Source organism: Streptomyces sp. NPDC051582 (genome assembly GCF_040681715.1).
In the GTDB taxonomy this organism is placed as follows: Bacteria; Actinomycetota; Actinomycetes; order Streptomycetales; family Streptomycetaceae; genus Streptomyces.
The window spans coordinates 106,126-119,270 of sequence record NZ_JBFAZJ010000027.1 but is presented as its reverse complement, the minus strand read 5'-3'; the positions used below and the strand labels follow the sequence as shown (position 1 = coordinate 119,270).

At 71.8% G+C, this 13,145-nt stretch carries 11 protein-coding genes and 1 pseudogene; all 12 read right to left on the bottom strand.

Features of this window, described 5'->3' with window-relative positions; translation table 11 throughout:
* Positions 1 to 131 (bottom strand): annotated as a pseudogene (locus AB0M92_RS29725) (IS5/IS1182 family transposase); the annotation flags it as partial.
* A gap of 40 nt (positions 132 to 171) precedes the next feature.
* Positions 172 to 1,284 (bottom strand): o-succinylbenzoate synthase, encoded by a 1,113-nt coding sequence (menC, locus tag AB0M92_RS29720; protein ID WP_366105394.1) that lies wholly within the window; start codon positions 1,282 to 1,284, stop codon positions 172 to 174.
* Positions 1,285 to 1,309: 25 nt separating this feature from the next.
* The gene (locus tag AB0M92_RS29715; RefSeq protein ID WP_366105393.1) at positions 1,310 to 2,071 is read right to left on the bottom strand and encodes a GNAT family N-acetyltransferase; all 762 of its coding nucleotides are present in this window, start codon (positions 2,069 to 2,071) and stop codon (positions 1,310 to 1,312) included.
* Positions 2,068 to 3,150, bottom strand: a complete 1,083-nt coding sequence (locus AB0M92_RS29710; protein WP_366105399.1) for a M20 family metallopeptidase — start codon at positions 3,148 to 3,150, stop codon at positions 2,068 to 2,070. Before AB0M92_RS29710 ends, AB0M92_RS29715 begins: the two co-directional genes overlap by 4 nt.
* A 241-nt stretch (positions 3,151 to 3,391) precedes the next feature.
* Entirely contained in the window at positions 3,392 to 4,414 is a 1,023-nt protein-coding gene (locus AB0M92_RS29705) for a membrane dipeptidase (protein ID WP_366105392.1), read from the bottom strand.
* A gap of 85 nt (positions 4,415 to 4,499) precedes the next feature.
* On the bottom strand, positions 4,500 to 5,192 hold the full coding sequence (locus AB0M92_RS29700; protein WP_366105391.1) for an ATP-binding cassette domain-containing protein: 693 nt from the start codon (positions 5,190 to 5,192) through the stop codon (positions 4,500 to 4,502).
* Positions 5,189 to 7,009: a dipeptide/oligopeptide/nickel ABC transporter permease/ATP-binding protein gene (locus AB0M92_RS29695; RefSeq protein ID WP_366105390.1), complete on the bottom strand. Its 1,821-nt coding sequence runs from the start codon at positions 7,007 to 7,009 to the stop codon at positions 5,189 to 5,191. Before AB0M92_RS29695 ends, AB0M92_RS29700 begins: the two co-directional genes overlap by 4 nt.
* A complete protein-coding gene (locus AB0M92_RS29690; protein ID WP_366105389.1) occupies positions 7,009 to 8,043 on the bottom strand; it encodes an ABC transporter permease in 1,035 nt (344 codons plus the stop codon). Before AB0M92_RS29690 ends, AB0M92_RS29695 begins: the two co-directional genes overlap by 1 nt.
* Positions 8,040 to 9,617 carry an ABC transporter substrate-binding protein gene (locus tag AB0M92_RS29685; RefSeq protein WP_366105388.1) on the bottom strand — a complete coding sequence of 526 codons (1,578 nt, stop codon included), beginning with the start codon at positions 9,615 to 9,617 and terminating at the stop codon, positions 8,040 to 8,042. The genes AB0M92_RS29690 and AB0M92_RS29685 overlap by 4 nt, the downstream gene beginning before the upstream one ends.
* Positions 9,618 to 9,841: 224 nt before the next feature.
* Positions 9,842 to 10,756: a serine hydrolase gene (locus AB0M92_RS29680; protein ID WP_366105387.1), complete on the bottom strand. Its 915-nt coding sequence runs from the start codon at positions 10,754 to 10,756 to the stop codon at positions 9,842 to 9,844.
* A complete protein-coding gene (locus AB0M92_RS29675) occupies positions 10,753 to 11,715 on the bottom strand; it encodes a serine hydrolase (RefSeq protein WP_366105386.1) in 963 nt (320 codons plus the stop codon). The genes AB0M92_RS29680 and AB0M92_RS29675 overlap by 4 nt, the downstream gene beginning before the upstream one ends.
* Before the next feature lie 22 nt (positions 11,716 to 11,737).
* Positions 11,738 to 13,072, bottom strand: coding sequence for a serine hydrolase domain-containing protein (locus tag AB0M92_RS29670; RefSeq protein ID WP_366105385.1), 1,335 nt, complete (start codon positions 13,070 to 13,072; stop codon positions 11,738 to 11,740).
* Positions 13,073 to 13,145 lie beyond the last annotated feature (73 nt).

Below are 13,145 nucleotides of genomic sequence, written 5' to 3'. Positions count from 1 at the left end.
CACGGCCTGCCGCCACCGGGACCGTTCCCGCCCCGCTCCCGCACCACCTTCACCAGCTTCGCGAACCGGTCGATCCGCAAGCCCGTGAACGTCTCAACCCACAACGGCTCAACCCGCAACACCCCACCCATACACGGAAAATGCCCGGAACTCAGCCTTCTGCAACACCCTTTAGAGCGCGATCCATTCGGTGGACGTGGTGACCTCCTTCAGGATGTCCGGCAGCGGCTCGATGCCGAGCCCCGGCCCTGTCGGGACGTCGAGGTGGCCGTCGGCGAGGACGAACGGTTCGGTGATGTCCGTCGCGAAGTAGCGGTGGGACCCGGAGGTGTCGCCGGGGAGGGTGAAGCCGGGAAGAGCGGCGAGGGCGACGTTGGCGGCGCGGCCGATGCCCGTCTCCAGCATGCCGCCGCACCAGACGGGGACCCCGTGGGCGCGGGCGATGTCGTGGATGCGGCGGGCTTCGAGGTAGCCGCCGACGCGGGCGGGCTTGATGTTGATGACGGAGCAGGCGCCCAGCGAGATGGCCGCGGCGGCGTCGGCTGCGGATTCGATGGACTCGTCCAGGCAGATCGGGGTGCGCAGCAGCTTGGCGAGCTGGGCGTGCTGGACCATGTCGTCGTTGGCGAGGGGCTGTTCGATGAGGAGCAGGCCGAAGTCGTCGAGCTTGGCGAGCTGCTGGGCGTCGGCCAGGGTGTAGGCGGCGTTGGCGTCCACCTGGAGGATCAGGTCGTCGCCGAAGCGCTCGCGGACGGCGCGGACGGGTTCGACGTCCCAGCGGGGCTCGATCTTCAGCTTGATCCGGACGTACCCCTCGGCGACGTAGCCCTCGACGGCGTCCAGGAGTTCAGGTATCGAGTCCATGATGCCGACGGAGACGCCGCAGGGGACGGTTGCACGCGCCGCGCCGAGGTGGTCGCCGAAGGACACGCCTGACAGCTGGAGCTGGGCGTCGAGGACGGCCGTCTCCAGGACGGACTTGGCCATGTGGTGACCGGTGAAGGGTTCGAGTGCGCGGCCGACCGCCGCCGCGTCCACGCCGTTCTTCGCCAGGGCGGGGATGAGGAAGCGACGCAGGACGTCCTGGGCACCGTCGACGTACTCGGAGCAGTACCGCGGCTCGGACATGGCCGCGCACTCCGCCCAGCCTTCGGTTCCGTCGGAGGTGACGACGCGGACGAGCAGGACGTCCCGGCTGGTCTCGACGCCGAAGGAGGTGCGGAAGGGGGCGACGAGCGGCATGGCGATGCGGCGCAGTTCGACGCCGGAGATGGTGGTCTTCATGTGCGGGTGGCTCCTGGTGGGATGTTCAGGCGGCGGTGCGGTGGAGGAGGTAGCTGCGGCGGTCGTGGAAGCCGGCGACGCGCGCTCCGTCGGCGAGCAGTCCGGCGAGGGTGTGCCGTACGGCCAGCCTCCAGTCGCGGGCGGCGCCGGGGTCCGTGCGGCGCAGGGCCTCGATGTCGTCGGGGAGGTCGATGAGGATGGCGGCGGCGTCGGTGGGTCCGATCACGGGGCGGCTGTCGACGTTGCGGACGCCATGGGCGACGTCGGCGGGCAGGTCGAAGGTGTACGGCCCCGGGGGTGCGGTCAGGTCCCAGGCGGTCAGTACGCGGTCGGACTCGTCCCCGCCGTTGATGGCGTCGTCCATGGCGCCGTAGAACGCCTGGAGGTACTCCTGGGGGCGCGCGCCGAGCTTCACGAGGTTGAAGTACGCGTTGCGCCGGATCAGCGGGTCGTAGGTCCAGGTGATCCGTTTGATTCCGCGGGCCAGGGCCCACTCGCGCTGGTGCAGTTTGAGCGCGTGTCCGATACCTCGTCCCATGGCGGTACCGGTGATGTGGGAGTGAAGGGTGGTGCCGATGGGGTCGCCGTAGAAGGCGAGGGACGCGCCGACAAGTCGGCCGTCCTCGTACGCGCCGGCCACGTAGTTGCCGGCGTGGGACAGGGCGCGCATGACGTCTGCGGAGACGGGCGGGCTGTCGGTGTCCGTCCCCCATATCTCGGCGTAGAGCCGGCTGACGGTGTCCAGGTCCTCCATCGTGTGGAGTTCTCTGAGGTCGAGTGCGTTCACTGCAGCGCTCCGACAAGGTGGGCCAGGAGCCGGGCTCGGTCCGGCAGGGTGGCGGTGACGACGTGTTCGTGGTCGGCGTGGGCGCCGTCGCCTACGGCGCCGAGGCCGTCGAGGGTGGGGCAGCCGGCTCCGGCGGTGTAGTTGCCGTCGGAGGCGCCGCCGACGGCAGCCGGGCTCAGGGGGCCGAGGCCGAGACGTGCGGCGGTGTTCTCGGCCAGTGCGAAGAGCTTGTGGGAGGCGTCCGGATCCAGCGGCGGACGGTTGGGGCCGCCGGCGACGTGCAGGCGGGCGCCGGGGTGTTCGGGGCGCAGCGTCCTGAGCAGCTGGTCGACCGCTTCCTGGGCCGCCGCGCTGGGGACGCGTACGTCCACGCTGAGGTCGGCGCGGGCGGGCACGGTGTTGCTCGCGGTGCCGGCCGACACCACGGTGGGGGTGAGCGTCGTCCCGGGTCCGGTCCGGGCCCTGACCGTGTCGGCGATCCGGCTCATGGCCAGGATCTGGTGGGCGAGTTCGGTGGCCGCGTTGATGCCCTTCTCGGGTTCGAGGCCGGAGTGGGCGGCGCGTCCGTGGACGGTGATGTCGTAGAGGGAGACGCCCTTGCGGCTGGTCTTGAGCGCTCCCCCCGGGGCGGAGGGCTCCAGGACCAGGGTGGCCGCGCACTGGCGTGCCAGGTCCTCGATGAGGTGGCGGGAGGTGTCCGATCCGACCTCCTCGTCACCCGTGACCAGGACGCAGACACCGTCGAGGGAGGGCAGCGAGGCCAGGGCGTGGAACATCTGCACGAGGCCGGCCTTCATGTCGAAGACGCCCGGGCCGCGGGCGATGCCCTGCTCGACCGACCACGGGTGGGTCGTGAGGGAGCCGATCGGCCAGACGGTGTCGTGATGGCCCAGGAGCAGGACGCGCGGGGTGCCGAAGGTCCACTGGAGGTGGGTGACCCCATCGATGACCATCGTCTGGGGACGGACGCCGAGCAGCCGGCCGCCCTGGTCGGCGACCACTTGTGCGCTGCGTGCGACGGCGGCGTGGTCGGCGGAGTACGACTCGCAGGTCACGAGTTCTTCGAGGTCGGCGAGCATGGCGCCGAGATCGAAAGCGACGGCGGGGGCGGCGTCCGCTCGCGAGGGGCTGGGTTCTTGGTCGGCCGGCACGGTGGCTCCTCCAGGTTGGGATGACTGCCACGCTAGGGAGGGCGCCGGTGGCCTGGTTGGTGCCCTGGTGACAACCTGGGCGTCCGGTTCGTGCCGGGGACCCAATGACCGTGGAACGGCCGGTGCCCGGCGGGTCCTGACCCGCCGGGCACCGCGGCCTTGCCCGGTGTCAGCCCATGTGCCCGGCCATGAGCTGCCGTACGTTCCCGCCGAGGATCTTCAGGATGTCCGCCTCCGGCAGACCTCTGCGGAGCAGCGCCTCGGTCACCAGCGGCATGCCCACCGGGCTCTCAAGGCCGGGGAAGTCGAACATCGGGTCCTCGTCGTCGAGACTCTCGCAGCAGGGTGGGGTGACGTCGTGCATGACCTCGCGCACGAAGTCCGAACCGAGGCCGACGTGGTCGATCCCGGCGACGGAGACGATGTGTTCGATGTGGTCGACGACCCGGTCGGTGCTCACCTTCGCCTGGTCGTCGGTGAGGAAGTCCGGTACGAAGTTCACGCACACCACACCACCGGTGGCGGCGACTCCCCGGATCTGCTCGTCGGTCAGGTTGCGGTGGTGGTCGCGCAGGGCGCGGGCGCACGAGTGGGTGGCGATGAGCGGCCGGGTGGCCAGCTCCAGCACGTGTGAGACCCCGCTCGCCCCGAGGTGGGAGATGTCGAAGAGCATGCCGAGGTGTTCCATCTCGCGCAGCGCTTCGACACCGGGCGTGGTCAGCCGGCTGCCGGTGGCGTCCTCGCGGCTGCCATCGGCGAGTGGGGTACGCCCCCAGTGGGCGATCGAGGCGATGCGCACGCCCAGCCGGAAGAGGGTGGGGATGAGCTCGACGGAGGCGTCGATGCCAGGGGCGCTCTCCAGGGCGAGAACGAGGGCGATCTTCCCTTCGGCGAGTGCCGCGTCGGTGTCGGCTCCGTCGCGGCACAGTGCGACCTGGTCGGCGTTGGCCTCGGCGAGGACATGGGCGCACTCGATCATGCGCAGGGTCTGCCGCAGCGCCCCCTCGGGGCGGTACTGGTCGTCGATGAAGACCGGCAGCACCTGAAGGTCGATTCCGCCCTGGCGCAGCTGCGGAAGCCAGCGTTCGCGGAAGAAGGATCCCCAGCGCTTCGGAGGGCGTGCGGCGACGGCCATGAGCAGGTCGTTGTGCGCGTCGGCGACGACGGCGCGGTGGTGGAGGTCGTGGGGCACGGCGGTCCTTTCGGGCGGTGGAAGGCGTCCGGCGGCTCGTACGGGGGTGTCGGGCCGCCGTACACGTCGGCGAGGGGCGGGCGGCTCAGGCGCGGGCCAGGCGCGGGACCGCGTCGAGCAGGGTGCGGGTGTACTCGTGCCGGGGCGCTCCGATCACGTCGTGTACGGGGCCGCACTCCATGAGCCGGCCGTGGTGCATGACGGCGACGGCGTCGCAGACGTACCGCACGACGGCGAGGTTGTGCGAGATGAACAGCATGGTCAGGCCGAGTTCGCCGCGCAGTTCGCGCAGCAGGTTGAGCACGGCGCCCTGGACGGAGACGTCGAGGGCGGAGGTGATCTCGTCGGCGATGAGCAGCTCCGGTCGGGCTGCCAGCGCGCGGGCGATGGCGACGCGCTGGCGCTGGCCGCCGGAGAGTTCGCGGGGGTACTTGCCGGCGTACGCGGCGGGGAGGGAGACCAGTTCGAGGAGCCGTCCGACCTCTGCCTGCCGCCGGGCGCGCGGCAGGCGGGTGCCTTCGGCGATGGCGTCGCCGATGCTCATGCGCGGGTTGAGGGAGGAGTACGGGTCCTGGAACACCATCTGGACGCTGCCGGGTGTGACCCCGGTGATGGTGCCCCGGTACGGGGTCAGGCCGGCCACGGCGCGGGCGAGGGTGGACTTCCCGGAGCCGGACTCCCCCACGAGGCCGGTGGCGGAGCCCTTGGGAACCTCCAGGCCGACGCGGTCGACGGCGGTGAAGTTGCCGAAGCGGACGGTGAGTTCGCTGATGTTCACTGGACCTCCCAGCAGGCGACGGAGTGGTTCTCCGTGCGGGCGAGCAGCTTCGGGCGGATGGCGCAGCGGGCGGTGGCGAGGGCGCACCGGTCGGTGAAGGCGCAGCCGTCGCCGACGTCGGTGGGCGCGGGCTGGCGGCCGGGGATGGTGGTGAGGGGGCCCGAGCGGTCGGTGTCCATGTCGGGGAGCGAGCCCACCAGGGCGCGGGTGTAGGGGTGGCGGGCGTAGTGGAGGGCGTCGGCGGGGAGTTCCTCGACGATGCGGCCCGCGTACATGACGGCGATGCGGTCGCACAGTTCGCTGACGACGGCGATGTCGTGGGAGATGAACAGGGCGCCCGCCCGGGTCTGGTCGACGGCTTCGCGCAGGACGCGCAGGACCTCGCGCTGGACGGTGACGTCGAGGGCGGTGGTGGGCTCGTCGGCGATGATCAGGCGGGGGGTGTTCATCAGGCCCATGGCGATGACGGCGCGCTGGCGCATGCCGCCGGACAGCTCGTGCGGGTGGCGCGCGGCGATGTCGGCGGGGTTCTTGATGCGGACCCGGTCGAGGCGTTCGACGGCGCGGGCGCGTGCTTCGGTGCGGGTGGCGCCGTCGTGCAGGGTGGCCACTTCGGCGAGCTGGCCGCCGACCCGCAGGGCGGGGTTGAGGGAGCTGGTGGGGTCCTGGAAGACCATCGCCAGCGAGGAGCCGAGCAGCTTGCGGCGCTCGGAGTCGGTCAGGTCGTCGAGATCAACTCCGCCGAGCCGCATGCGGGCGCTGCCGGCGAGGCCGGGGTAGGGCAGGATCCGTCCGATGGCGGCGGCCGTCATGCTCTTGCCGCTGCCCGACTCTCCGACGAGGCCGACGATCTCGCCGGCGCGGACGGTCAGTGACACCTGCCGTACGGGGGTGATGTCGCCGGGGAAGGCGACGGTGAGGTCGCGCACCTCCAGGACGGCATCCGGTACGGGCTCGTCCTGGGCTGGTGTCACCTGGGGAGCGGTGGGCTTGCCGCCCGGCTCGCGGGTATGGGAGGCGGCTTTGGCGAAGCTGTCGCCGAGCAGCATGAAGCCGAGGCCGGAAAGGCTGACCGCGAGGGCGGGGGCGACGACGACGGACGGGGTGACGTAGACGTGGCCGAACGCTTCGTTGAGGAGGCGTCCCCAGTCGTAGGAAGGCGCTTGGACGCCCATGCCGAGGAAGGACATCGCGGACAGGCCGAGCAGGGCGCCGCCCATGGCCTGGGCCGTGTTGAGGACGAGCGGTTCGGCGATGTTGGGCAGGACGTGCCGGATGAGGATGCGGTGGCGCGGCACGCGCAGCATGCGGGCGGCTGCGATGTAGTCGGACCCGGCGACGGACGCGGTCATGGTGTGGGTGAGCCGGGCGAACGTCGGGGCGAGCGCGACGCCGATACCGAGGACGGCACCCTCGGCGCCGAGTCCGGCGACGACGGCGGTGAACATGGCGAGGAGCAGGGCGGGGAAGGCCACCAGCAGGTCGACGACGCCGATCACCGCGCGGCCCGCGCGCCGCGGCAGGACCTGGGGCAGGGCCCCGAGCAGGATGCCGGCGGTGGTGCCGATGAGGGTGGCCAGGAAGGCCAGGCCGAGGGTCAGCCGGGTGGCGACCAGGGTGCGGGCGAGCAGGTCGCGGCCCACGGCGTCGGTGCCGAGCAGGTGCGAGGCGGAGGTCCCCTGGCTGATCGCCCTCGGGTTCATCCGGGTGGCGGCGTCCTCCCAGATCGACGGGGCGACGATCGCGAGGAGGATCATGAGGGCGACGAGCACGGCGCCCAGCAGGCCGACGGGGTTTCTCAGAACACGGCTGCGCATCAGCCCTCCCTGGAGGCGGAGGCGGAGGCGGACAGGGCCGACTTGGGGTCGAGGATCCCCAGCAGGACGTCGACGAGGAAGTTGACGAGCAGGACGAGGGCGCCGTAGACGAGGATCATGGCCTGCGCCACGGGGTAGTCCTTCTGGGTGATGGCCTCGACGGTACGCAGGCCGAGACCCGGCCAGGCGAAGACGTTCTCGACCAGGACGCTGCCGGTGATCAGCCCGCTGAGCAGCAGGCCGCCCATGGTCAGGGTCGCGGTGAGGGTGTTGGGCAGCAGATGCACGGCGTACAGCCGCCGGGCGGGCAGGCGCTTGGCGTGGGCCAGGCGCATGTAGTCGGTGTCGAGTTCGCGCAGGGTTTCCACACGCGCCAGGCGGGCGATCATCGCCGCCGGGGCGATGGCCAGTGCCGTGACGGGCAGCACGAAGGAGGCGGGTCCGGTCAGGCCGGCCGGCGGGAACAGGCCGAGGCCCAGGGAGAGGACGAGGAGCAGCGCCAGACCGTAGAGGTACTCGGGGATGGCGACCGCGGCACCGGTGAGCGTGGTGAACGCGGTCTCCGTGCCGCGCCGGCGTCCGTTGTGGGTGCGGACGGCGGCCCACAGGCCAAGGGGTACGGCCACGGCGAGCGCGACGAGGGTGGCCAGGACCGCCAGGGCCAGGGTGCTGGGCAGGCCCTGGCCGATGATGTCGGTCACCGGCTGGGAGGAGAAGAAGGAGGTTCCCAGGTCGCCCGAGACCAGATCGCGGACGTAGTGTGTGAACTGGGTGAACAGCGGATCGTCGAGGCCGAGTTCATCCCGGCGCTGCGCGACGAGTTCCTTCGGAGCGGTGGGGCCGAGCATCCGGCGCAGCGGGTCGCCGGGGATCAGGTGGATCATCGCGAACGAGGCCACGACGAGCACGGCGAGGGAGGCGGCCAGGCGCAGCAGGTGCCGGGCGAAGAAGCCCGGCGTGAGCCGGCGGGCGCGCCGCCGCCGGGCGGTGGCCGGCGCGTCGTGTGCGGCGAGCACCTCGGAGGGGGTGGTCACTTCCGTCCTCCCGTCATGCGGATCGACGTCGGGTCGAAGAGTCCCGCCGTGATGCGGAAGGTGGCGTTGTGGGCGGCGGTGGTGAGGGTCTTGTCGACGACGGGGACGAGATCGCCGCCGTCGAACAGCGCGCTCTCCGACCGTGCCCACAGAGCGCAGCCCGCCGTGCCCGGGAGCTCGCTCGCCTCGGCGGTGAGGTCCTCGTACGTGGCATTGGTGAGGTGGGCGAAGTTGCCGCCATCGGGGGTGAACGGGCCGGACAGTGAACCGATCAGCTGCGTGGGCAGGGTGACGCCGAGGGATACCCAGTCCACGTCCCAGTCCTGGGTGACCGCTTCCACCTCGTCGTAAGCGACGTCCGACAGGGCCCGCAGGCGCACGTCGACGCCGACCTTCTTCCACGCGTCGGCCAGGTACTCGGCTGCGGCGGCCATGCCCTCGCCCCCGAAAGTCCCGTAGATCATGCGGATCGTGAGCCTCTTTCCTTCCTTGACCCGGATGCCGTCGGGACCTTGGCGCCAGCCGGCCGCGTAGAGTGCCGAGCCGGCCGCGACGGGGTCGAAGTCGGGCAGGTGGCCGGTGACCGTGTCACCGGGGCAGGGGTTCGGTTGCAGCACCAGGCCGGTGGGCCGTTGTCCGGTGCCCCCGGTGGAGATCGCGCCGAGAGCTTGCAGGTCGACCGCTTGGAGGAGGGCCTTGCGGACCGCGGGGTCGTGGCCGGGGTGCCCCGCGCCCTGGTGGAAGAAGAACTCCTGCGTGCCGTTGGCCTGGACGGTGGTGCTCACGCCAGGGACGTCGGTCACCCGGGCACGGTCGGGGCCGGCGAACTGTGCGGCGTTCAGCTGGTGGGAGAGCAGCAGGTTCGCCGCGGTCGACTCGCTGCCGACGACCTTGAGGACGACCGAACCGGGCATGGCGGGGTCGGATGCCGTGGCGCCACCGGGTCCCCAGGCGTAGTCGGTGCGCCGGGTGAAGGTGTAACTCTGGTTCGCCAGCGCCCGTGTGAGCTGGAAGGGGCCCGATCCGGAGGTGCCGCTCTTGAGCAGCGAGCGGTCCTTCAGCCCCTGCCCGCAGACCATGAACAGGTATCGGGTGCTCTGCAGGATGAGCGCGAACGGCTCGGGCGTGGCGAGGGTCACGGTGCCGGCCGTGTCGTCGGCCTTCGCCGTCAGGCCCTCGGGGACCACGACACCGATGGCGGGCGACTTCGTGGCCGGATCGGTGATGTGGTCGACGTTCGCGGCGATCGTGCCGGGTGTCACCGGGGTGCCGTCCGCGCAGGTGACGCCGCGGCGCAGGGTGAAGGTGACCGACGACGGCTTGACGTCCCACTTCTCGGCCAGGCCCGGGACGACGCGGCCGTCGGGGTCGATGTTCACCAGCGTGTCGTAGGCGAGCGACAGCGCGGTGTACGTGGCGCTGTTGTGGAACTGGGCCGGATCGAGCAGACCGGGATCGCTCTTGATCGCGAAGCTGAAGGCGTCACCACCGGCCGAGCCGGCCTGGCCGCTGCCGCAGCCGGCCGCCAGCAGTGACGCCGCGAGACAGGCGGCCATCGCCTTGGCTCTGTTCATCGGGGGCTTCATAGGGGGCTCCTTGGGGCGGGAGAGTTGCCCCACAGTCGCGGCTGGTGGCCGGAAATGATTCAGCCGGGACGACGAAAGCCGGTGGGCCGATTGGGTGCGGGACCCCAAGCCGCGCGACGGCCGGGAAGACACGCGGGCCCCGGACCGCTGGGGGCGCGGCCCGGGGCCCGGGGGCTCGTGTGGGTGTGTACAGAGGCGCACTGCGGGCTCGTTTACGTCGCGGCGCGCAGATGGTCGACGGCCGCCCGGGCGGCGCGGCCGATGGCACGGTCCGCGAGGGGCTGCCGTGCGGCTGCGGTCGAGGTGCGCAGGAAGACGCCCACGGCGTACCGCTTGCCGTCGGGGAAGCCGATGACGCCGGCTTCGTTGCGCACGGCGAAATCGGTACCGGTCTTCCCGGCGGTCCGGACGCCCGCTTCGGGGAAACCGGATACCAGGCGGTGCTGCCACACCTGTTGGCCCATGATGTCCCGCACCTCGGCGCAGGCGCTCGCCGGGCCGGCTTCGTCGCGCCAGATCGCGGCCAGGAGCGCGGTCACCTCGCGCGGCGTGCTCGACGGGCTGCTGCCGGGGGCGCATGCGCGCAGGGCGAGGAGCCGTTCGTCGGGGACGCCCGCCAACTGGTCGTCGAGGGAGCGCTCCGGTGCGAGTGCGAGTTCCCGGCGGATGTCGTCGTCCAAGGCGGCGCAGGAGGAGAAACCGAAGCCCGGGAACCCGAGGCCGTCGAGCGTCGAGCGGACCCGGTCGGGGCCGACGATGTCCAGCAGCAGGTCGGTCGCCGCGTTGTCACTGATCGTCATCATCATGAAGGCGAGGTCGCGCGCGCTCATCTCGATGTCGTCCGCGCAACCATCGGTACCGCTGCCGCCTGCCCGGTAGGCGGCGGTGACCGTGTGGCGGCTTGCCGGGTCGAGGTCCCCGGCCGCCGCCTGGCGGGCGTACTCCAGGGCAATGGGGATCTTGAAGACGGAAGCGAGCACCACCCGGGTGTCAGCGCCGTGTCCGAACTCCGCTCCCGTGTCGAGGTCCCTGGCGTGGACGAAGCCTTCGGCACCGGCCCGGGCGAAGGTGTGGGCGAGTACGGTGTGGACCTGGTCCGCGGAGTCCGTCCGCGCGGCGGTGGTCATGGCGTCTCCTGGGGTGCGGTGGCGGCCTGCGGGCGGCGCAGGTGGTCGACGGCGGTCCGTGCGGCACGGCCGATCGCGGCGTCGGCGGCCGGGTTGCGGCCGCCGAGGGCGGGGGTGCGCAGGAAGACCGCGACGGCGTAGCGGCCCCCGTCGGGGTACTCGACGACCGCGGCTTCGTTGAGGACGCCCCACAGGGAGCCGTTCTTGGCCGCGACCTTGACCTCGTTGCCGAAGCCGGCGATGAGGCGGTGCACCGACAACTGGTGGCTCATGAGTTCACGTACTTCCGCACAGGCTTCAGCAGGGCCCGCACGGTCGCGCCAGATCGCCGTCAGCAGGGAGGTGGTCTCCCGGGGCGTGCTGGAGGCGGACCGGGCGGGGTCGAGGATGGCGAGGTCCCTGATCCGGTCCTCGCTCACCCGGTCCAGCTGGGCGTCGACGTCGCCGTCCGGGTCGAGCCCGAGTTCCACCCAGACCGGGTCCCACAGTTCGCGGTAGCGGCCGACCGGCAGGCGGGGGCAGCCCAGTTCGGTAGCTACGGCGCGGACCTGGTCCGTTCCCAGGATCTCCATCAGCTTGTCGGTGGCCGCGTTGTCGCTCATGGAGAGCATGAGGAAGGCGAGGTCGCGGGTGCTCAGGGTGACGTCGTGCCGGCAGCTGTCGGTGCCGATGCCGCCACCCTCGCGGTTGGCGGCGGTGATGGTGTGCCGGGCGGCCCGGTCGAGGGCGCCGGCCGCGGCCTGACGGGCGTAGGCGAGGGCGACGACGATCTTGCGGAGGGACGCGACGATGACGGGGGCGTCGGCACGGAAGGCGACCTCGCGGGCGGCCGCACCGCCGCCGGCGTCGACGTCTCGGGCATGGACGAAGCCTTCGGCTCCGGCCTCGTCGAAGATCGCCCGGAGGGCGGTGGTCACCGCGTCGACGGGCGTTTCGCCGGCTGCGGAAGGTGGTGGCACGGGGGCTTCCAATCGTGTCGGGTCAGCTGGTCTTCGGGGTGGCGCGGCCGCTGTAGTGCAGGTACGAGGTGCCGCCGGGTCGGCGCTCGAACACCACCGCGTCCCAGACCGGATCGCCGTCGTCGCGGCCCAGGAAGGTCGCCTCGTCGACGGCGACGAGGTCGAGGGTGCGGGAGCGGGCCAGGCCCACGAGGAGGCCCGTGGGTTCGGTGCGCAGGCTCAGTCGGCCACCCTGATCCGCCGTCACGTGGATCCTGCTGCCGGCGCGCTCGTAGACGCCGGTGAACGGGACGACGTCGACGCGGACGGGTGGTTCGGGCGGAGCGAGGGGGGCGGGCACGTCGATCGCGTGCAGCTCGCGGAGGAGTTCGGTGGCCAGACGGTGCTGGAAATCGACGCTTCGGCCCCCGTTGACCAGGGCGGCGATGACGGTCCCGAGTTCGGGCAGGACCCACAGGACGGCGTGCTGGCCGATGGTGTCGCCGCTGTGGGAGACGACCTGGTGGCCGTCCCACTCGTCCAGGCTCCAGCCGATGCCCCACTGCCGGCCGCCCGTGTGCGGGTTGGGCAGGTCGACCTGCGCCTGGCGCAAGGCCGCGGGGTCGGCGAGGAGCGTCCCCGGGGTGAGGTGGGCGCGGCCGAAGGCGACCACGTCGGCGGCCCGCGCGCAGATCGACCCCGCGGGACCGACCGACCGTGGCAGACCCCACCGCGGCACGACGGCGCCGTGCTCGTCGTGGCCGACCGCGGCGCCGAAACGCAGGACGTCCTCCGGGAGCGTCCAGGTGTGGGTCAGCCCCAGGGGGCCGCAGATCTGCTCGCGCAGCGCCTGGTCCCAGACCATGCCGGTGACCTTTTCGATCACCCGGCCGGCGATGACGAACCCGGAGTTGCAGTACGAGTGGGAGTCGCCGACGGGGAAGGTCTGCTCCAGGCCGGAGCACGCCTCGACGTACCGCCGCAGGCAGTCGTCACCGCGGCCGGTGTCCAGGAAGAGGTCACCGTCGAGGCCCGAGGTGTGGGTCAGCAGGTGACGCAGGGTGATCGTCCGTGTGGCGCGGGGGTCGCTCACCCGGAACTCCGGCAGGATCTCCGCGACACGGGTGTCCGGGGTGATACGGCCCTGTTCGGCCAGGAGCATCAGCTGGGTCGCGGTCCACACCTTGGTGACCGAACCGATCTGGAACAGCGAGTCGGTCAGCACGGGCGCCCCCGTGGCGGTGTTGAGGACGCCCGTCGCGCACTCGTACACCTCGCCGTCGTGCCAGAACGCCAGGCTCGCGCCCGGCACTTCGCAGTCGGCGGCCAAGGCCGACAGGCGGTCGGCCCAGTGCTCGATGTCGGCCTTCACTCGCATCCTCCGGGTGACTCGATACGACTCCTTGAACCTGGCCGGAAGCGTAGGCACGGAGGCCCCTCGGCGGTTCGTA